The sequence below is a fragment of the Paenibacillus camerounensis genome, assembly GCF_000723885.1.
Lineage (GTDB): Bacteria > Bacillota > Bacilli > Paenibacillales > Paenibacillaceae > Paenibacillus_AQ > Paenibacillus_AQ camerounensis.
Map to the genome: position 1 here is coordinate 164,765 of NZ_CCDG010000006.1, position 20,744 is coordinate 185,508.

Annotated in this window: 23 protein-coding genes; 20 read left to right on the forward strand and 3 right to left on the reverse strand. The window is 46.4% G+C overall.

What is annotated here, in order from left to right; translation table 11 throughout:
- Positions 1 to 7 precede the first annotated feature (7 nt).
- From BN3772_RS02530 to BN3772_RS31145, 20 genes are all read left to right on the forward strand, one after another.
- On the forward strand, positions 8 to 313 hold the full coding sequence (locus BN3772_RS02530) for an Mbov_0395 family pilin-like conjugal transfer protein (protein ID WP_042196431.1): 306 nt from the start codon (positions 8 to 10) through the stop codon (positions 311 to 313).
- Between the two features lie 72 nt (positions 314 to 385).
- Positions 386 to 616: a DUF6133 family protein gene (locus BN3772_RS02535; protein ID WP_042196307.1), complete on the forward strand. Its 231-nt coding sequence runs from the start codon at positions 386 to 388 to the stop codon at positions 614 to 616.
- Between the two features lie 62 nt (positions 617 to 678).
- Positions 679 to 1,515, forward strand: coding sequence for a conjugal transfer protein TrbL family protein (locus BN3772_RS02540; RefSeq protein ID WP_042196309.1), 837 nt, complete (start codon positions 679 to 681; stop codon positions 1,513 to 1,515).
- Between the two features lie 3 nt (positions 1,516 to 1,518).
- On the forward strand, positions 1,519 to 1,728 hold the full coding sequence (locus BN3772_RS02545) for a hypothetical protein (protein ID WP_042196312.1): 210 nt from the start codon (positions 1,519 to 1,521) through the stop codon (positions 1,726 to 1,728).
- Between the two features lie 100 nt (positions 1,729 to 1,828).
- Positions 1,829 to 2,161, forward strand: a complete 333-nt coding sequence (locus BN3772_RS02550; protein ID WP_209443606.1) for a hypothetical protein — start codon at positions 1,829 to 1,831, stop codon at positions 2,159 to 2,161.
- A complete protein-coding gene (locus BN3772_RS02555) occupies positions 2,158 to 2,604 on the forward strand; it encodes a prepilin peptidase (RefSeq protein WP_042196314.1) in 447 nt (148 codons plus the stop codon). Before BN3772_RS02550 ends, BN3772_RS02555 begins: the two co-directional genes overlap by 4 nt.
- Before the next feature lie 12 nt (positions 2,605 to 2,616).
- Positions 2,617 to 3,372, forward strand: coding sequence for a Flp pilus assembly protein CpaB (gene cpaB, locus BN3772_RS02560; RefSeq protein WP_086074360.1), 756 nt, complete (start codon positions 2,617 to 2,619; stop codon positions 3,370 to 3,372).
- Complete coding sequence (locus tag BN3772_RS02565; RefSeq protein ID WP_052380345.1) at positions 3,365 to 4,216, forward strand: hypothetical protein; 852 nt, start codon at positions 3,365 to 3,367, stop codon at positions 4,214 to 4,216. Before cpaB ends, BN3772_RS02565 begins: the two co-directional genes overlap by 8 nt.
- A complete protein-coding gene (locus BN3772_RS02570; protein ID WP_042196317.1) occupies positions 4,213 to 5,553 on the forward strand; it encodes a CpaF/VirB11 family protein in 1,341 nt (446 codons plus the stop codon). The genes BN3772_RS02565 and BN3772_RS02570 overlap by 4 nt, the downstream gene beginning before the upstream one ends.
- Positions 5,550 to 6,488: a hypothetical protein gene (locus tag BN3772_RS02575; RefSeq protein ID WP_042196319.1), complete on the forward strand. Its 939-nt coding sequence runs from the start codon at positions 5,550 to 5,552 to the stop codon at positions 6,486 to 6,488. The genes BN3772_RS02570 and BN3772_RS02575 overlap by 4 nt, the downstream gene beginning before the upstream one ends.
- Positions 6,489 to 6,703: 215 nt before the next feature.
- Entirely contained in the window at positions 6,704 to 7,441 is a 738-nt protein-coding gene (locus BN3772_RS02585) for a JAB domain-containing protein (RefSeq protein ID WP_086074361.1), read from the forward strand.
- Positions 7,429 to 8,331, forward strand: a complete 903-nt coding sequence (locus BN3772_RS02590; protein ID WP_244444660.1) for a secretion protein F — start codon at positions 7,429 to 7,431, stop codon at positions 8,329 to 8,331. Before BN3772_RS02585 ends, BN3772_RS02590 begins: the two co-directional genes overlap by 13 nt.
- A 32-nt stretch (positions 8,332 to 8,363) precedes the next feature.
- Positions 8,364 to 8,756 (forward strand): DUF4320 family protein, encoded by a 393-nt coding sequence (locus BN3772_RS02595; protein WP_042196327.1) that lies wholly within the window; start codon positions 8,364 to 8,366, stop codon positions 8,754 to 8,756.
- Positions 8,753 to 9,283, forward strand: a complete 531-nt coding sequence (locus tag BN3772_RS02600) for a hypothetical protein (RefSeq protein ID WP_042196329.1) — start codon at positions 8,753 to 8,755, stop codon at positions 9,281 to 9,283. Before BN3772_RS02595 ends, BN3772_RS02600 begins: the two co-directional genes overlap by 4 nt.
- A gap of 139 nt (positions 9,284 to 9,422) precedes the next feature.
- Positions 9,423 to 10,034 carry a DUF6550 family protein gene (locus tag BN3772_RS02605; RefSeq protein WP_052380346.1) on the forward strand — a complete coding sequence of 204 codons (612 nt, stop codon included), beginning with the start codon at positions 9,423 to 9,425 and terminating at the stop codon, positions 10,032 to 10,034.
- Between the two features lie 67 nt (positions 10,035 to 10,101).
- The gene (locus tag BN3772_RS02610; protein WP_042196331.1) at positions 10,102 to 11,835 is read left to right on the forward strand and encodes a DUF8193 domain-containing protein; all 1,734 of its coding nucleotides are present in this window, start codon (positions 10,102 to 10,104) and stop codon (positions 11,833 to 11,835) included.
- Between the two features lie 23 nt (positions 11,836 to 11,858).
- Positions 11,859 to 12,530 carry a hypothetical protein gene (locus BN3772_RS02615; protein ID WP_042196333.1) on the forward strand — a complete coding sequence of 224 codons (672 nt, stop codon included), beginning with the start codon at positions 11,859 to 11,861 and terminating at the stop codon, positions 12,528 to 12,530.
- A 2-nt stretch (positions 12,531 to 12,532) separates the two neighbouring features.
- Entirely contained in the window at positions 12,533 to 13,366 is an 834-nt protein-coding gene (locus BN3772_RS02620) for a C39 family peptidase (RefSeq protein ID WP_244444661.1), read from the forward strand.
- A 4-nt stretch (positions 13,367 to 13,370) separates the two neighbouring features.
- Positions 13,371 to 15,185: a VirB4 family type IV secretion system protein gene (locus tag BN3772_RS02625; protein ID WP_042196336.1), complete on the forward strand. Its 1,815-nt coding sequence runs from the start codon at positions 13,371 to 13,373 to the stop codon at positions 15,183 to 15,185.
- A gap of 167 nt (positions 15,186 to 15,352) precedes the next feature.
- Complete coding sequence (locus BN3772_RS31145; RefSeq protein ID WP_244444662.1) at positions 15,353 to 16,297, forward strand: hypothetical protein; 945 nt, start codon at positions 15,353 to 15,355, stop codon at positions 16,295 to 16,297.
- Between the two features lie 1,120 nt (positions 16,298 to 17,417).
- Here the strand turns inward: BN3772_RS31145 and glpK are convergent.
- From glpK to BN3772_RS02645, 3 genes are read right to left on the reverse strand one after another with little or no spacing between them, the layout of a single operon-like run.
- Positions 17,418 to 18,941 (reverse strand): glycerol kinase GlpK, encoded by a 1,524-nt coding sequence (gene glpK, locus BN3772_RS02635; RefSeq protein ID WP_042196338.1) that lies wholly within the window; start codon positions 18,939 to 18,941, stop codon positions 17,418 to 17,420.
- 2 nt (positions 18,942 to 18,943) lie between these two features.
- Positions 18,944 to 19,894: a transketolase family protein gene (locus BN3772_RS02640; RefSeq protein WP_042196340.1), complete on the reverse strand. Its 951-nt coding sequence runs from the start codon at positions 19,892 to 19,894 to the stop codon at positions 18,944 to 18,946.
- Positions 19,894 to 20,742, reverse strand: a complete 849-nt coding sequence (locus BN3772_RS02645) for a transketolase (protein ID WP_042196342.1) — start codon at positions 20,740 to 20,742, stop codon at positions 19,894 to 19,896. Before BN3772_RS02645 ends, BN3772_RS02640 begins: the two co-directional genes overlap by 1 nt.
- Positions 20,743 to 20,744: the final 2 nt, after the last annotated feature.

A 20,744-nucleotide genomic window follows, 5' to 3' on the forward strand; every position in this document is an offset into this window, starting at 1 on the left:
CAAGATTATGGGCGCATTGGCTGCTCTCTGGCTGTTCGCCTTGCCTTCCTCTGCTTCTGCCGCAGGAGATATTAAAGGCAGCAAGCTGGTCACCGGTACCGAAAAGTTGATTGGGGACGTCACTACTTGGCTGATGATTTTAGCTCCCGTTGTCGCGGGTTTGCTTATTATTTACTTTTGCATTCGACGTTCTGCCGCCGACGAAATGGACACCAAAAAGTGGAACAACCGCATTATTGTTGCCATCGTGTCTTGTATTGGCGCGGTGCTGGGCTCCGCTACACTGAACATCATTATCGGATACTACAAGTAATTGGGGCTTGTCCAGTGGGCAAGCTTTTTTGCTTCCATCCCGCGACACATTACATTTTGGAGGTCATGATCCATGAAAAAAGTGTTGAAGACAGTAAAGGAAAAAAGCATCCTCACCATGGTTAAGACAAAGCACACACTTTGCAACCGCCGCGGCGAAGGCTTTGTCGATACCGCCGTGAAAATTTTGATATCTATTGTTATCGGTGCTTTACTGTTGGCTGGCTTATATTTGCTCTTTAACGGCACAATTCTGCCTACGCTTACGCAACGCATCAAAGAAATGTTTAATTACAAGGGCTAATAGGGAATGACCTTCAGCAAGGAGCGGCATTGCCGCCGTTCCTTGCAGAAAGGAGACTTCAATTGGAGAAAATTTTACTTCTGCTCATTATTGCCTTGTTAAACGGTTCCTTGGTGTACATCGACAATCTACTCAAGGAAATCATTCCGATCTCACTCTATGCAGAAAAATATATGACGCTGACCACCGGAACCAACTTGCTTGAAAGTTTATACGATATTGTGTTTTCCTTTGGAGTCGCTTTGATGATTCTCAAATTCCTTAAGAAAGGCTTTGAAATCTACGTGCTCTGGACAGACGGCGATCCAGATGAGGAGCCCTTATTTCTGCTGACCAACTTTTTTCGGGCCATGGCTGTTGCCATCTGTTTCCCGACCCTCTACACCTGGCTTGGCAGCATGGTTGAGGACTTGACGAATCAACTGCTGGGCGTGATCGGCCAATCCACCGATTACAACTGGCAGATGTGGATTAATGCGCTGGAATCCGCCGGATTGGTCACCGCTGTATTTGGCCTTATCTTTATTGTCTGCTTCTTTATTTTATATTTTCAGTTTCTAATGCGCGGCCTGGAAATGTTCATTCTGCGTGTGGGCATTCCTCTTGCCTGTGCAGGGCTTTTGGACAATGATAAAGGCGTATTTAGAGCGTATGCCCAAAAGTTCACCCAATCGATGCTCGCCGTTGTGATTCAGATCGCACTCGCCAAACTTGGTGTAGGACTGATGCTACAAAACCATGTGTTCTGGGGCATGGCCTGCATGATGCTCGCTATCCGCACCCCACGCTTCCTCTCCGATTTCCTCATCACCACAGGGGTTGGAGGCGGTGCGGTGAATAATGTCTACCATAGTATCAAACTCATTGGCATGGCTCGCAAACTGGGCAAGGCAGGCTAACCTATGACCACTCTGGAAGAATTAGCTCAAGCCTGTATTTTGCTGATTCGCGTAGGTTGCGTATTTCGTCTCATCTACTCCATGGTTCGTCTATCTGGTGCAGACGAAGAGGCAACAAAATACAAAAAGCGTGCCCGAAATGTGGTGATCTTTTATTTGCTGGCCGAAAGCATCTGGCAGGTGAAGGAAATCATTTTGTTTTATTATCGGTAACTCCCGTCCATTCCACAAAACAAATGACTTTGCGTATACATCCGCAGGGTCATTTGTTTCTTCTACTTTCGCTTATTTTTCTCCAGGAAAGGAGCCCCCCTTGAATATAGAACCGCAAACCTTGTATATTCCGATGGGTATCAAAGCCCAGAGCGAGTGGTTTCCTGGCTTTGGCAAGCAGCAGTTGGGACAAACCATTATCGGCTCCATTGGAGCCACTCTCCTCGCACTTCTCTTTTGGCTATTGAACGGCAGTGTTCCCGTTGCTGTTGTCACCTTCCTCAGCGGTGTAGCCGCTTCTGTCATGATGACGACCAAGGACCGACATAACCTATCTGTGCTGGATCAGCTGCGTTTTATGATTCAGTTTCAAAGAAGTCAAAAGCGCTATCCCTATCGCGCCTTGCCGGAGTGGGATGGACTCTCTTCATGATTGGCGCTCTGCTAGAAGCGCTGGTTCTGTTTTCCCTTTTACTGTGTGCCAGTATATGCGATATCCGAACACGGCAGATTCCGGATTACATCCCCTTGGCTATTGTTCTAGTCGGCTTGATTCGCTTTTCTCCTTTGCTATCCATCACGGGGTTTTTGTGTGCCGGTCTCCCTTATTTCTTTGCAGCCTTGTTCTCTGGAGGGAAAATAGGCGGCGGTGACATCAAGCTCATGGCAGCCTGCGGATGTGTGCTCGGCCCTTTTTACGGCACGCTGCAAAGTATTCTGGGCTTAACACTAGTTCTGTTATTCGCAGCTGGTATCGGCATTCACTCTGGATTCCATGTCGCCAAACACACTTCGTTGCCGCTTGCTCCTTTCTTGTCTGCAGGCGGTAGTTTGGCATACGTATTATTCCGTATTGCAGACTCATTCCAATTATAGGAGGTCAAAATTTTGAAAGCCTTTTTCCGCAAACGAACGACGGTAGGTATGGCTTGCATTTTACTATCATTGATCCTGACGCTAGGCATCGCCCCACTCTTGAATCGTGCAAGTAGTGAGCAAACGACCATTGTTCGTTTATCCCAAGATGTAACCAAGGGAGCCTTCATCACTAAGGACGATGTGGAGGAGGTTCGCGTGGGAGCCTATAATCTGCCACCTGCTATTCTTACTTCCTTAGACAGCGTGATCAGCCAATATGCTGCTGTCGATATGAAGCAGGGCGATTATCTGCTGCCGGCTAAATTATCTCCGGTGCCGCTGGATGCATATTTGAGCCGGTTGGATGGAACCAAGCAAGCCATTTCCGTTACCATTAAAAGCCTTGCTGCTGGCTTATCCGGCAAGCTGCAGGCCGGTGATATCGTCAGCTTAATTGCTTCCGATTATGGAGAAATGCGAACGACAACCTCACCGCCGGAGCTGCATTATGTAGAAGTGCTGGCGACAACCACCAGCAGCGGTTTAGAAGCCAAACAAATTGCGGAATCCTCTGATGACACCGATGAACAAGAACTGCCTTCCACTTTGACGCTTCTCGTAATGCCACAGCAATCCAAACTTTTAGCTGATTTGGAAAACAAAAGCAAACTGCACGCTGCTCTCGTCTACCGGGGAGATCCAGCTACGGCGATAACCTTCATTGATAAGCAGGATGCATATTTTGCTGAAGTGTCTGCTCCAAAGGAGGAACGTGTCCATGAGTAACAAGAGCCTTATTGCTGTATGGGGAAGTCCCAGCAGCGGGAAGACGGTGACCGCAGTAAAGCTGGCCCAAGCTTTCGCCAACCGGAAGCAGAGCGTGCTTTTGCTATGCAGTGATGCGCTCTGCCCCTCCGCTGCCACAATTGCCCCAAAAGGCATCGCCAACCATTCATCACTGGGCGAATTACTCAGCTTGCCTAGCTTGAACCAAGAGGATATCTTACATTACGCTTTGCCGTTGGATGTCTCTCCCTATATCGCGCTTCTAGGATACAAAAAAGGAGATACCTCCTTCAGTTATGCAACCTATAACCGTGATCGTGTGGTAGACCTGCTGACGCTTGCGCGTCATGTAGCCGATGTAGTCCTGGTAGACTGCTCCAGCTTTTTGTCTGTCGATTTGCTGTCCACCGTCGCTTTGGAAATGGCCGACAAAATCGTTCGTATGCACAGCTGTGACTTGAAGAGCTTGATGTTCTTTGCTTCCTACCTTCCACTGTTAGCAGATGCCCGTTTCCGCCGAGCTGACCTCCTCCCCCTATTATCCAAGGTGAAGCCGGAACAGGACAGCCACGAATACAGCCAAGTATTTGGCGGTATACAGCTTACACTTCCGTATCTGAACCAGGTTGAGCAGCAGGCGGCGACAGCCCAATTGCTGGAGGAATGTTCAGGCCACACAGCCATTGCCTATCAGCAAGGTATTCAGGCTTTGATGGAGCAGCTTCTGCCCGAACATCAGCCCACTTTTTCCCCAAAAGAAAAAGCTGCTCCTGTCACATCCAATTCCTTCTTTAAACAGTTGCTGCACCGATTCTCTCCCACTCACCGAGGTGATCCCAAATGAATCATGCCGCTCATTTCTTCTCCACGGAATCCAAAACCTTTGCCGCAGTGCTACAAGAGGTGCAGAGCTATCTTTCCAGCAAATATGCAACCCTCTTAAGCCAAAAGCCGGAGGAGCAAAAGCAGCAGCTCATCTCCTACATGAGCCAATATCTCACCGATCACCGTCTCCATGTGCCGGGGCTTTCCTTTGACGATTTGGTCAACCGCCTGTATACCGAAATGGTAGAGTATTCTTTTTTGACTCACTATCTGTATTCAAGAGATGTTGAAGAAATCAACATCAATGGCTATAACGATGTCAAAATCAGCTACACGGATGGCCGCATTGTTCCCGCTGAAGAACAATTTGCTTCACCGGAGCATGCCATTGATGTTATCCGCAGGCTGTTGCATCAGTCCGGCATGATTTTGGATTACTCTCAACCTATCGTTCGCGGGCATCTAGCGCACAATATCCGCATTACCGTATTTGGCCCACCCATCACCGATAAGGATAAAGGCGTTGCCGCGTCCATACGAATTGTCAATCCGCAAAAGCTGGTGCGGGAGGACTTTGTCCGCAATGGTACGGCGACGGCGGACATGCTGGATTTCCTCAGTCTTTGTCTGAGATATGGCTTGTCCATGTGTGTGACTGGCGCAACTGGCAGCGGAAAAACCACGCTGATGAGTTGGCTGCTATCGACGGTTCCCTATGATAAACGAATTTTCACCATTGAAAATGAAACACGGGAGTTTGATCTGGTCGTCCAAAACGAGGCAGGAGAAGTTATAAACAATGTGGTGCACACCGTTACCCGTTCCAACGAAGATCCCCGCCAGCATATTGACCAAGAGCGATTGCTTGAGTTCGCTCTGACCGCTAATCCAGATGTAATCTGCGTGGGCGAAATGAAGTCTGCCGAAGCATTTGCCGCTCAGGAAGCGGCGCGTACAGGTCATACTGTCATTACGACAACTCATGCCAACTCCTGCTTTTCCACGTACTATCGGATGGTTACGCTCTGTACTAAGAAGTATGAAATGAACGATGCCACCCTGTACAACTTGGTAACCGAAGCGTTTCCATTGATTTTGTTTGTCAAGAAGCTGGAGGACAATTCACGGCGCATTATGGAGATTACCGAATGCCGCATTCTTGCCAGTGGGCAGCGTGAAATTATTCCTTTGTACCAGTATGCGGTACATGCCATGCGAGAGGTAGACGGAAATATCGTCGTGGATGGTGATTATGAAAAAATTCAGGACATTTCCCCTGAGTTGCAAAAACGGCTTCTGGAAAATGGGATGCCGGTATCCCGGCTTGCCATGATCTTGGAAGGCGGTGCAAAATGACCGTACTCTTTATGCTCTCCTTTATCGGCTTATCGGCTGGAAGCTTACTTCTGCTAAATATCTCCCCAAGAAAGTTATGGTCGGAACTGGTGCATCTCCACACCTATTTGCCTACTCGCGAGCTACCTCTGGGGAAACGGATTCGGGCTGTGCAGAACCCCAAAAAAATGAAGGGCTGGCGCGCATCCATTCAGGAATCAAAAGCCATTCTGCAGCAAACCGGGCAGAGCAATAAGCTGGGATTGATGATGGTCTGTTCCTTGGTTCTCGCCCTCCTCGGGGCCATTCTCGGCTTCGCACTCCACAATATCTGGCTGGTGCCAGTATTGGCCGCAGGCTTCACACTCAGCCCGTTCTGGTTCGTGCTGTTTACCTCCACTTTTTATAAGAAGCGGCTGCACAGCGAATTGGAAACTGCCCTCTCCATCATTACTACCTCTTATCTGCGCAGTGAAAATATACTGGCTGCGGTTGAAGAAAATGTAACCTATTTGAATCCCCCTGTTGCCGATGTGTTTCAAGCTTTTCTGGCCGAGTCCAAGCTCATTCATGCCAATTTGCGTTTAGCCCTCCAGCAGCTAAAGGGCCGCATTAACGACAGTGTGTTTCAGGAGTGGTGCGATGCCTTGATTGCCTGTCAGGATGATCGAACCTTGAAAACAACACTCATGCCGATTGTCGCCAAGTTATCCGATATGCGGGTTGTATCCGCAGAGCTCGACTACCTGCTCTATGAGCCTTTAAAGGAAGTCATCACGATGGCGGTACTTATGCTGGGCAATATCCCGCTGCTTTATTTCTTGAACCGAGATTGGTTTCATGCTTTGACGACCAGCATACCGGGGAAAATGGTACTCGCCTTCTGCGGTATCGCCCTGTTTGCCGCGTTTGCAGCGGTTATCCGGCTGACACGGCCGCTGGAGTATAAACGATGAAGGAGGAGTACCATGTCGATAGTTGAAACGACTTTTTGGTTAGGGGAACTGCTGGAGATGACTTCGGAGGAAAATCAGCAAATTACCCACTTTCTTCAAGAACACGGAACAGTTCTCTTTTGGGACCGATTGAACGAGTGGCCCATCTCGGATGAGCTTCGGCATCAATTACTGACGGTCCGCGAACTCGTGAATCTCCGAAGGGAGCCTGGTTCATGGCCTCCAACCCATTAGATGAACAACTCATTGCCGGCTATATAGACTCTCTTCATCGTCTGACAGGCATCCCGCTTCAGAAGCTGCAAGAGTACGGCACATATAACAACCTTCTAAACGCCTTGGAGCATCCCCATGCCTTGGAACTCACCAGCGCGCAATTGCGTAAGGTGGAACTGCTTAACGCTTTTCTTCGCTCTCACCGCTTTCTGCAATGGGAGGAAGAACATGCGAAGCAAATCATATCCAGCCCAGAATCGGCCAGCAACTATTTTTCTGCTCATTTAATGGGAGTTAAGGACCGGGAACGATTTATGGTAGCCTTTCTTGATCGTAAGAACCGGATTATTGAAACACGGGTGATCTCGGAGGGCAGTGTGAGCGAAGCCCCAATCTATCCCCGACATATCCTTAAAGCGGCTTTGAATTGCGATTGCTCTTCCATTATTTTAGCCCACAATCACCCCAGCGGTATTCCCACACCGTCTTCGGAGGATATTCAGCTTACCCGCAACATGGTGTCCATTTTTGACCCTCTTCATATTCAAGTGCTCGATCATATCATTATTGGCAGCACAAGTTTTGCCTCGCTTGCCAGCCTTGGACAGATGCCCAAAGTTGCTGAATCCAAACCCAATTATCGCGTTATCCAAGAAATGAGTTCCCCTAATCTCGCTACCTCTTTGTATCCGCAGCTTATGCTGGAGCCATCGGTGGGCGAAGAATGGGAGCGTTAATGGAGGGAAGATCCAAAATGACCGGTATCCTCATCGGTTTTTATCTATTCTTTACAATGGGAGCCTATTTTCTAATCGCCGCTTGGCTTAAACTGCCGACCCTTGCTTCAACCCGCGCCATCCTTTATGTAACGAAGATAGGAAAATCTAAAGATTCCATACTACAAGCCTTGATATTCCGTCTATCGGCTTGGCTGGCGATTCGATTGCCACTTGGCGACTATTACAAACGGAAGACCGCCGCCACCTTGCGTTCTGCGGGAATGAAGCTTACACCGGAAGCCTATCTGGCAGGGGCCATAGTTAAGACCGGGCTAATTTTTTGCGGCGGACTGGTGATGCTCCCTATTCTGCCGCTTCTCTTTCCGTTGTTTGTTTTTCTAGCCATTGCTGTCTTTTTTAAAGAAACCAGACAAGCCGATGAAATCGTCCGCAAGAAGCGGGAACAGATTGAAGTCGAATTACCCCGCTTTGTCGCTACGATTGCTCAAGAATTAAAATCCTCACGTGATGTGTTGCGCATTCTCGACATGTATACCAAAAATACAGAGGACAGCCTGCAACATGAACTGCAAATGACCACTGCCGATATGAAAAGCGGCAATCAAGAAACCGCCCTTTTACGTTTGGAGTCCCGTCTAAGCAGTACCATGGTATCCGATGTCGTCCGCGGTTTATTGGCTGTCATGCGCGGCGACCAAGGCATTGTGTATTTTGATATGCTTGCACATGATTTCAAATTACTAGAAATTCAACGTCTAAAGCTGATGGCGATGAAACGTCCTGGCAAAATCCGTAAGTACTCCTTTTGGATGCTAACCTGCTTTATGCTCATGTACATGGTGATTTTAGGCATGGAGATCATGAAAGCGATGGGCAACCTTTTTTGAGTTTTTCATTCCAAGGGGAAAGGAGACAGACTATGAAATGCCTCACCAATAATCGCGGCGAGGGCTATATAGATGTCGTCGTTTTTGTAATGGCCGTGATGCTCTGTGTAGCTTTGGTCGTAAAGGTTGTGCCGGTATTTGTGACCAAGCATCAATTGGATACCTATGCAAATGAACTGGCTCGGGAGGCAGAAGTATTTGGACGGGTGGGCCAAGAAACCACGTTAAGGGCAGCCGAGCTACAGGCCAAAACGGGACTTCATCCTTTAATCTCTTGGAGTAAGACGGGGCAAATCCCCATTAACCAAGAAGTAACCGTCACCTTGCGAACTAACGTCAATATTGGTTTATTCGGAGATTTCGGTTCATTCCCGATTGAATTAACGGCTAAGGCTTCGGGGAAAAGCGAGGTGTACTGGAAATGAAGTTTTGGAAGGAACGCTCCGGTAACGGATTCCCCTTGACTGTAGCGGCCGTGCTTGCTGTGCTGATGATTTCATGTGTCATTTATGAGTATTTGCGGCTTAGCATCATTGCTTCCCATGTACGGGATGCCGTTCAGAGCGCCGTGATTTCAGTGGCTACGGAGAATTACAGCAATGTCTATTCAGGACTTCGACAAAGCTATTCTGGCGGCTTTGTCCGTTCCGGAAATCAATGGAAAGAATCGTGGACAACGGGCGATGTGTATCGCCGTATCAGCCAGGACTTGGGATTAACTCAAGAGAGAAACCGTTATGTTCGAAAGTCTAATCAAATAATTGAATACAGCATTTCTGATCTTCAAGTGAATGTCATTAATACGCCATTTGCCCCGCTGTTTCCCGACTTTCAATCCTTTACAGCCGAAGCGCAAATCCATCTTACCGTTCCTTTATCATTCGGCTGGGGGCATCTGCCGCCTATGCAAGCTAATTTAGAGATGAAAGCTGCGTACCGTCCCAAATTTTAAGAGAACTTATGCGAACCCTCTTCATTCAGAATTTCAGGCTAAAAATCAGGATCAAGGTCCGACTTTTATTTTACATTTTTATACAGTATAATACATTTATACATTTATCCATTTTCACTGTAAAAGGAGCTGAGAATCCATGAAACGCAAAGCCTGGATCGGTACAGGCTGCATTGCTCTTCTGGCTGTAATTAGCGTCTGGTTGTTTAGTCTATCAAGTGAAAAACCTGCTGATATTGAAACTCTTCCTATCGTCTCCCCTTTTTCCAATTCAACGGCCTCTTTAGTTATAGTGCCTGATGTTACTCCTTCTGCTTCTCTTAGTCCTTCTCCTTCTGTTTCCCCCCTAACTCCGGTTCCTAAGGTTACAGAAGCGCCCGTTATTGAGTCAACGACAGAAACGGATGTAACAGATACCCCTGTTCTTCAACCAGATGTAGAAAAAAAACAAGTTGAAGTTTTTATAACTAAAGCTCCCTCAACATCAAAGCCAACAGCACCACCAAAGCCGAAGCCTAAGAAAACAGATAAGCCACAATCTCCAGATAAACCACCCAGCTATGAGGAAAAAGAAACAACACCTAACAAGGATACCGCGGCTAAACCTGAAGCTGGAGACAAGAATAACAAGGGGCAAATCTATATTCCTGGTTTCGGATGGGTAGAAGATCAAGGAGGAGGGAGACAAGGAACGACTGTCGGCGAGGAAGGTGATGAGCTGACCGGCAATAAGGTCGGCACTATGGACTAAACTTAAAACCTGTTAAAAAGCGTAGCAAAATTGCTACGTTTTTTTTCATTTTGGAGGAGGATTTCCTTTGAGAAAATTCACCACTTTACTCCTCATCATTGTTGCCCTCTTACTCATCCTTCCTTATTCAAGTTTTGCCGACGGTGACGGAGAAGGTAACATTGATCATGGTGGCGGGGGCATGGGCAATGGCAGTAACAAAAATTTCTGGAACACCCATGATGAAGGTGTGCGTGTTACTATCATTCGTGATAGCGATCAAACAGCAGTCACTTCTCCCATTGATTTTACAAATCGAACACCTTCCAGCACCATCCTACACTTTGGAAAAATCAACAAACTACAGTACAAACAGGGAACACGTTTGACCCCCAACACTGGCATCTACTCCTATGTCCAACCTCAAAAAGCACTGCCCTTTATTATTAAATCAGATCGGGGGCAAACCAGTATTGAAGAAATAAAAAGCTATTTTACCGATGAACTGGTTGTTCGATACATTGCAGAAGCCAGTCATGTTAATTTTGACACTTTGACTAACGGTAATTACAAACTTCTTCTTGAACCCATTGCCTACATCACATTTGAGGGCACCAAGATGGCCATCACGGCTCATGAAGCAGCCCTGTACAATCAAATACTCAACGGTGGCTTGCGCTCCAAAATGGTCAGTCTTACCCATCAAAACCTACCTCTTTCTTTATTTCTCGAAACTCCTGATTTGGGCTTTACAGCTTGGAATGGCTCGACGACTAACCGTGTTAATGACGACCAAATTATCCGCTCCCTCGGTTTAGGAATTGTGCGTTTTAGAGATGCTCCAACTACATCTCCTCCCAGCCAGAGCAACGTACAGTACCGTACCAATACGGATGTCATTACTTCAGTTCGGCTCTCTACTGGCAGTGCAATCACTCCAAAATCTCCAGCCCGCGTCACGTTCTCTATAATGGGCAGCAGCTATTCGGTAACCAATATTGTCATCCCGGACGGAGACAGCCAAATCGTGTGGGTAAAATGGCGCACTCCCGGCAAACCTCAAAACGTAAAAATCCAAATTACAGCCTCTGACGGGTGGTTAAGTGAAAACCAGATCACAGCTTCCATTATGGATTTAGATCAAAACCCGCCTCCTGATCCGAAAGCAACGGACCGAAATTCTTCCTTTCATCTCCTTGACATTCCCGCTTACTCAGCCAAAACAGCCACCTCATGGGGTATCTGGTCCGCCGACTGGCATGAATATTGGGTATGGATTTCAAATTGGCAGTGGATCGGAGACGGGAAAGGCGGTGGATATTGGACGGATTACGGATATTGGAAGGACAACGGTTGGTGGGATTATACCCGTACCGGTTATACCGCTTCTCTACTTGCTCAGCATACTGTTGCCCTCGATTCCAAAGCTCCTGTTGATTCTTCACAAAGCATGAAATCCGGCTATGGGCTAGAGATTAATACCACTACGACATTATCCTCCAATGCGCCTAGTAATCATATTACAGGAGCGCAGCATGCTGTTACTTATTTCCCAGAGTATAATTATCAGAACTACTGGCGTCTCCATGATCTAAAGGATCGGAGTTATAGTGCCAGCTTCTGGTTGAAGCCTAATGAGTTTTCTACGTATAATAGTCGCGTCCATTTCACTCCTATCTGGTTTCCCGATGGTCCCTACACACCGATTACCCGCGTCCTTGATGCCTGGACTCCTGATGGCATGCTAACCTTACAGATGCAAGACACGATCACTATTTCCGGGAATTTGTTTTCCGATTGGCACATCGCTCCAAAAAAATAAACTAGAAGGGTTGTGCTGCATCAATGCTGCTGCCTATTCTGATGCTGCTCCTCTGCCTTATCGGCGGGGGGGCAGTTTTAATTTACTTGAAAAATAGCAAACCCAAACTCAAGGAACAACCATCCGTTGCCGCTCAAACGGCGCAGCAGTTTGTCAATGTTCAAGACATTCGTGGGAACTTCCTGTATACCCAGGATGGCTGGCTGCTGTGTTATTTGCGTATTTTCCCGACTAGCTTGGACTTGTTAAGTCCTTCCGAGAAGCGACTGCTCACCAGCAAATTAACGGCAGAGCTTTCCTCCGTTCGCTTCCCCTTTAAGTTTCTGGCCGTAAGTCGTCCTGTCGATATTTCTCCACTGATTTCCGAGCTTGGCGCACTGCTTCCCACTGCCGACGCCAAACAGAAGGAGTTGCTGCGACAAGAAATGTTGGAGATGAACAGCTTTGCCTTGTCCGGCGAAGTGGTGGAGCGACAGTTTTATCTAATCTTGTGGCAACGCCAAGAAACCGGAGAACGAGATTTGCAGGAAAAGGCTAAACGATTGGTCCAACATTTCGAGGACGGACAGGTTCAAGCTCATGTTTTGAAGCAACAGGAAATTGTTCAACTATGTAATTTAGTTAATAATCCAGCCTACACCCATCTGGAAAGTAACCAACCGGAAGCCGTCATCCCCTTTCTTCAGGAGGTATAAGCATGGACCCTGCAACGGCGAAACTCTTGGCAAAGCTTGCGGTTAAGGTTGCAGTCGATGAAGATTCCCGTAAGCGGCTATTGATGCTGATCCTTACTCCCGTTATTGGTTTTTTGCTGCTTGCCGCGATGGTGTTGCAACTGCTTACCTCCCCCATCGAATCACTCAAACTGCTGTTGGGGACTCATGAAGCACCCATTGTCGATGAAATGCGCATGGACTATGGCTACACTCAATCCCTGCACGAAACCGACGAAGGCTATTTGGAGAGCCAAGGACAGCAATATGAAGGTGTCACTTTTCAGGACGGCAGTCGGGAGGTTGTCTACTACAATCAGATGGACACTCGCTGGGCGAACAAGCCCTACGGTCCCCGCGACACCATAGGCGTATCCGGCTGCGGACCGACCTCCTTGTCCATCGTTGTTTCGACTTTGACCCCAACCCCCGTAGATCCCGTTTCCATGTCGAAATGGGCGTATGACAATGGCTATCTGGCGGAAGGTACTGGCAGCTACCATAGTCTTATTCCTGATGGGGCCAAGCATTATGGACTACACGTGCAAGGAGCCAAGATTCAAGAACAGCAAAAAGTGATTGACGCCCTATCCCAGGGTAAACTGGTTATTGCCATTATGGGTAAGGGCCACTTTACATCCTCCGGCCATTTTATGGTGCTCCGCGGCGTAACCGCTGACGGCAAAATTTTAGTCGCTGATCCGGCCAGCCGTAAACGCAGCAATCAATCTTGGGACTTTTCCATCATTTTAAATGAAGCGCGCAAAAACGCAGCCGCTGGTGGTCCTTTTTGGATTATCAGTGAAAAGGAGTTGTAATCATATGAAACAAACCGCATCTGGAACCTCCGTAAATTCCTCTCTTCTCAACGTGATTACACCCATGGGACTGGAGTTTTCCCGAAATGGTCTTGTCATTGGAGAGCAAATCGCCAAGTTGTACGGCGTAATCCAGTATCCGCCTAAGGCCAATGCAGGATGGCTTTCAACGCTCACCAATCTGCCGGCCACAATGGTTTCTATCGGCTTTCAGCCCATTGACAACAGCGCGCTGGTTTCCGCTATTTCCAAGTCCATTACGCAGAACCGAAGTCTAGCCGACAGTGCGAAAGATCCTCTTACACGGCAGCGTGCCGAGAAAGCGGCAAGCGATGGCGAAAGTATTATGCTGCAAATTGACCAGAACGGTGAAACCGTAGGATTAATGAATGTGCTAGTGATGCCATTTGCCGAGGATGAGCAAATTTTTGCCCGTACCTGTCGTCGCGTGGAAAACACCTTTAGTATGATGCGCTGTAAAATACGTACGCTGGCCCACTTGCAGAAGGAGAGCTTCCGACATTTGTCCCCAATCTATCCGTCCCAAGGGACTATGGAAAATATTCTGAATAAAATTATGCCAATGAGTACCTTTGTCGGCGGCTTCCCCTTCGCCAGTAGCGGCTTTAATGATGGAACTGGCTATTATCTGGCCAAGGATGCCAGCGGCGGACTGGTCATCGTCGATCTATGGAAGCGTGGCGGAGATCGTACAAATTCCAATATTGTGGTCATGGGTGTTGCGGGTGTAGGCAAATCAACGGCTGTAAAGCATATTGCCCTCAGTGAGTATATGAAGGGAACCAAGGTCATTTTTATTGATCCCGAGTCGGAATATAAAGAGCTATGTCAGTTGTTAAATGGCGATTGGATCAATGCTGGCGGCGGTTCAAACGGCAAGATTAACCCCCTGCAGATACGTCCGGCTCCCCGGGATGATGAGCATGAAGAATTTCCTCTATACAAAGACGAAGGCAACGGCATGTCCGATATGGCTCTTCATCTTAAGAACCTGGAGATTTTCTTTAACCTGTACAATCCTGACCTATCCATGATGCAAAAGGCGGTTCTCAAGCAATGCCTGATTGAATTGTACAATCAATTCCACATCACCTGGACTACCGATATCTCCAAATTGCAAAATACCGATTTTCCCACCTTCTCGGATTTGCATCTTCATATTCAGAACAAAGAGCAAGCACTCGGTGACAATGTGTATAAAGAGCTTTCCCTGCTATTGTATGATATTGCACACGGCGGGGATTCTTTCTTATGGAATGGTCACAGTACGATTCGTACCAGTAGCCGCTGCATTTGTCTGGATACTCATACGCTACAAAATACCTCTGACAACATTAAGCGGACACAGTACTTTAATTTGCTGTCTTGGTGCTGGGAACAGATGTCCCAAGACCGAAATGAGCGTGTCCTGCTTATCAGTGACGAATGCTACTTGATGATTGATCCCAATGTACCGCAGAGCTTGGTTTTTTTAAGAAACGTTGAAAAGCGTGCTCGGAAATATGAAGCGGCTTTAGCCATTATTTCGCATAGCGTGGTGGACTTTCTGGCCCCTGAAATTAAGATGTACGGTCAAGCTTTGTTGGATATTCCTAGCATCAAGATACTTATGGGAACAGACGGCAAAAACTTGCAAGAAACGCGGGACCTATACAATTTGACGGATGCCGAGGAAGAACTACTGGCCAGCAAGAAACGAGAGCATGCTTTACTAATGATCGGTTCCAAGCGATTGCATGCTCATTTTGAAATTCCAGAGTATAAATTTGCCTATATGGGAACAGCAGGAGGACGATAACATTGAACAGGCAGAAGCAGCTCATTGAACTTTTCCTGTATATCGGTCTAGTTATCGTCGGAATCATTCTACTGGTGATGAAAGAGGGATAAATGATGATTCTATATCTAACCAGTACTGCCCAGGTCAATCTACTTGATTTCTTGGAGGAGGAACACGAACTGCCAGTGAAGAAACTGGTCGGACAATTCTCCTTTTTATCCTTTGTCGTCAGAGATATGCGGCACTTCGCTCATGTCCGTTATGTAGCCTTGGACCGGGCAGCGATAACAGAATCAGATGATGACTTAGCTCAAGCGTTGCTCTCTTACCTCACCATCTATCATATGCGTATGGTACTTATAGCGGAAGGGCTGCCCTTGAGCAGCTCTTTCTTGCATCATTTGACACAGGCTGGCATTGTGAATATTGTAACGGCTACTGAAATCGAGGAGATCCAAACGGAGCTTCGAACTTGCTTTTCCGAAGATGGCATGCAGCGTTTTAAACCACCTTCTCAAAACGCCATTATCTCGATAGAAAAGCCCTCTCTCCCATTGAATGAAGAACAATACCGCTTTGGCTGTAGCAATATAACGATTGCGATTGCAGGGTCTGACCGACGAGTAGGTGTTACAACCACAGCCTTTAATTTGACCTGCTGGATCAACGCTCATGGCGGGACTGCTTGCTACTTAGAGGCAAATATCAGTAAACATCTAGCTCATATTATCCAATTGTTTAAGCCAGATAAACAAGGAAATGCCTATGTTATGAACCAGATTGATTTTTATTTAACACCCGAACTAAATCAGCCTTATAATTTCATCGTAATAGATTGTGGTACCTTAGGAGATCGCACCTTCCAGGAATCCTTTGTAAATGCGGACCTTCAATTGCTTTGTGGTTCGGCTATGCCTTATGAACTGCCGGTATTTTATAAAGCGATGGACCGCTGCAGAGAACTTCCTGCTCAAGCATTAGGGCTGTTTGCTCCCGAAGATTTAAAACCATATTTGGTTCAGAGCATCAGCAGGGATATTGTTTTTGGTAGTAACTCTCATGACCTATTTGATTCAAATGTAAATGGGCATTTTCATAAGAAATTACTTCAATTCTATATAGAAAGCTAAACATGTTTCATTTTAGATAATAATTAAAAAGGAGAAGCTGATATTGGAATTGTTTAAAGGACTATGGAATTTCTGACGAAGAATATAAAAACGAGTACGAACAGCTACCGAGAGATGAAAATGCTCACTACGAGCAATAAGTAACGATACACAATCAGTGTATAATCGGAGACAACGTAACATTACGCTAGTTTGCTTATATGTCGGGAACATAACTCATGTTCTTTTGTTGCTTATAAATTGGGCAATGCTTTCATGGTTGCTTATACTGGTGATTGCAAACATTTATAAGACATTCCAGAAAAAATAACTTCGGGCCAACGCTGGTCCGAAGTTATTAAACCATTAAACTCATCTTGACTAATAGGTATATGTATTGCTCACTTTGAGAAATGAGGGTATGAGGGGATTTTAAGGCAGAGTGTTTTAACAGATACAAAACTAAGCTATTAAATGGATTAACGTTAGAAGTGATAGATAAATAGGTAAAGGAGTTATACTTTACCAAGCATAATGGCTTGGCTGAATCAGCGGTCAAGTAAACCATAAAAATCATGAGAACTGAAATGAGAATTAATGGTAGAAGTGAGCCATAACAGGAACTTGTAACTACATGGTACTTATGGAAAAGAACTATTTGAGGAGTACTATCGGCAACTAAAGGCTGTTCCGTTATTTCCCATAATTTTCTTCGAAGGGTAAACTCTTGTGATGATTCAGATGATTTTTTTATTGCTTTTTAAGTAACTTTTAATAGTTACACTATTGGTAGATTAATTGAATTTTATTATTATTTTTATTTAACCTTTGAAGCACGGTTATGATACTCAATCATACCTTCAGTTACTTTCCAAAGACTCAATGGGTTAAAAGAAATTGCGCGTCTGTTTTTTTCATATATGCAATAACTTGGTATAGGAGCTGAAAAAGGAGCGAAAACTATACTTTAATTGGCAACTTCTTGTGGGGGCGAAGGTGTACGTAGCAAGTATTTTGTTAACAATAAAGCGATATCTTAATCAAAAAACCTCTTACGATTCAGCAATCTGGCATGTTGGCTATTTTTCATTTTTTAAAAAAGTAGCCTTCCCTTATATCTTGTGTTTAACAAATAAGGCGCCTAAATCAGCGCCTCAGATTGCTCCTTTTTATTCTCTTTTCGAATAATTGATAGAACTGCTTCTTTCCAGCCGGAGTAATAGCTATCTCTTGTTTTTTTATTCATATTTGGAACATACTCATTGTAACCAGACGGAAGAGTTGATAATTCTTCAGGTTCTGACCAGAAGCCTGTACATAGTCCTCCTAAATACACTGAGCCCATTGCAGATAATTCAGCGCATGTTGAGCGTTTCACCGATATGCCGAGGATATCAGCTTGAAAACCCATCAGCCAAGGATTAGCGGAAGCACCTCCGTCTGTTCGCAAATCCAGCAAAGAAATGCCTGATCGCTCCTGGATAAATTCAGCTGCATCCCGTACTTGGTAAGCAATACTCTCCAGCGCAGCGCGAAGGATATGGCCTCTGCCTGTTCCGCGGTTCATACCGATGATGGCTGCACGTGCATAGGGATTCCAATAAGGCGCACCTAGACCAACGAAGGCAGGTATTAAATACACTCCTTCATTTTCTTTTGTTTCATCTACCAGCTGCTGCATTTCTGCAAAGTTCGAGAAAAGTCCCAAATTATCCCGAGTCCATTTAATGCTATCCCCAGTAGTGCGTATAACCGCTTCGAGTGCATAGGTTACTGTGCCACCTACCCCCCAGGCAATTGCAGTCACCAGCCCCTCTCCCCCGTCTACGGGCTGTGTTCCCGTGTTCATAAGGATTGAAGTTCCGGTTCCGTATGTTGCCTTGGCACTTCCTGTTTCAAGGCATAGATGACCGTAAAGTGCACCTTGGGAATCCCCTATCACTCCTGTAATTGGGACCTGCTCTGTGAAAAGCTCCGCATCTGCTGTATATCCAAACAGAATATCCGAATCCTTAACTTCCGGCATTATGCTTAAGGGGACACCAAATACTCCGGCCAGTTCCTCATCCCAAGTAAGGGTATGAATATTGAATAGTGACGTCCGGCTGGCGTTCGTATAATCTGTGGCATGAACCTGACCACCAGTCAGTTTCCAAATAAGCCAACTGTCGATATTTCCGGCCAGTAGTTCCCCTTCTTGAAGCTGCCGTGCTGCATCTCCCACGCAATCGAGAATCCATTTAAACTTCGCTGCTGAAAAATAAGGATCTAACATCAGTCCGGTTTTGGCTCGGACAAGAGACTCCAGTCCCTGTTCTTTTAGCAAGGAGCATGCCTCCGCTGTGCGCTGGCACTGCCACACTACGGCGTTATAGATCGGCATCCCTGTATTTTTATTCCAAACTAGCGCGGTTTCCCTCTGGTTAGTAATAGTTAAAGCAGACAGTGTGGCTGGTGAAATATTGGCCTGCTGGAGTACAAGTCTAGCAGTGTATTTTACATTTTCGTATATCTCCAATGGGTCATGCTCCACCCAACCTGGAGCAGGATAATACTGTATATGCTCTTTAGTGGCGCGCGAAATAACTTCTCCGCGTTTATTAACAAGAAGAGCTTTCGTACCTGAAGTGCTCTGATCAATAGCCAATATATACTTTTCCTGCATGGCTATACTTCCCGGCCTTTATATTGAATTAGCTCCGTTGCTACTTCCTTCACATTTTCAGCGGTAATTCCATAATGGCGGAAGACTTCTGCCGTCTTGCCAGCAATGGCAGGCTCATCTGGAATTCCAATCACCTTCATCGGTATAGGATAATTCTGGACAACAACCTCTGCTACCGCTGCACCTAATCCTCCAAAAATACTATGCTCTTCAACAGTAACAATACCTCCAGTTTCCCTGGCGGCGGCCAGGATTGTCGCTTCATCTAATGGTTTAATTGTATGCATATTAATTACACGGCAACTCATTCCTGCCTCAGCCAGAAGGTCTGCGGCATCCAGCGCGACACGGACCGTCTCACCTGTAGCTATCACTGTAACATCTTGCCCCTGCCTCATGGTTACTGCCTTGCCTATCTCAAAATCATATTCGTCCGATTCATATACATCTTCAACCGCATTGCGGCCGATTCTCACATACACGCCTCCCTCATATTGTACAAGTGCCTCAGTCATCTTCTTCGTCTCATGACGATCAGCAGGTAGCACGATGGCCAATCCTGGAATTGCCCGCGCTACGGCAATATCTTGAACGGAATGATGAGACATCCCTAACGCGCCATAGCTGATGCCCCCGCTAATGCCAATAAGCTTGACATTGGTGCGGGAATAAGCTACATCCACTTTTACCTGCTCAATACTGCGCATGCTCAGAAAGCATGCAGGTGAAGTAACGAACGGCTTCTTGCCACTGTGGGCCAGCCCAGCCGACATACCAACAATATTTTGTTCTGCGATACCCACTTCGACAAATTGTTCGGGATAAGCTTTGGCAAAAGGACCCATTGCTGCAGAGCCACGGGAGTCACTTGCCAGCACAATAATATCCCGGTCATCCTTCGCTAGTTCTAGCAGTGTTTCACAAATTACCTGCCGGTTCGCTATACTGTTCATTATTCATGCACCATCCCTTCATTACGCAATTGTTCAACAAGAGCACTAAGTTCGGCATGAGCGAGTGCCAATTGCTCATCATTCGGTACATGATGATGCCAGGCAGGCACATTTTCTGCAAATGATACACCTTTTCCTTTAACCGTGTTAGCAAGGATAAGTGTCGGCTTGCCGGATATAGCTGGTGCTTCACGAAACGTACTCACCAGAGCTTCCATGTCGTTTCCGTCAATCTGTACGACGTTCCAACCAAACGCCGCCCATTTATCTTGCAAAGGCTCCAAACCCATTACTTCTTCAGTCGTTCCACTGATCTGTAAGCCATTGCGGTCAACAATCCCGATTAAATTATCCAGTTTATAATGTGCTCCAGCCATAGCAGCTTCCCAATTCGAGCCTTCCGCCTGCTCTCCGTCACCCATTAGACAGAACACACGATATGGTTTGCCGTCACGCTTGGCTGCAAGCGCCATGCCTACAGAGATCGGAAGTCCATGACCCAATGCTCCAGTGTTCATTTCAATTCCCGGTACTTTATTGTTCGGATGACCGATAAGCCGTGTCCCAAATTGACTATAAGTCTCAAGCTCGTCTTTTGGGAAAAAGCCCTTGTCAGCAAGGATGCACCAAATTGATTCGACGGAGTGGCCTTTACTTGCTACAAAACGATCACGATTCTCCAGCTTAGGCTGAGCAGGATCAATTTTCATTATTTCATAATAAAGAGCGGTTAAAATATCTGTGTTGCTCAACGAACCGCCGGTATGTCCAGTCTTTGCGCGGTGAATGATTGTAAGTAAGTCCATGCGAATTTGCGCAGCCTTAATTTTCAGCTCTCGAATGTCCATGT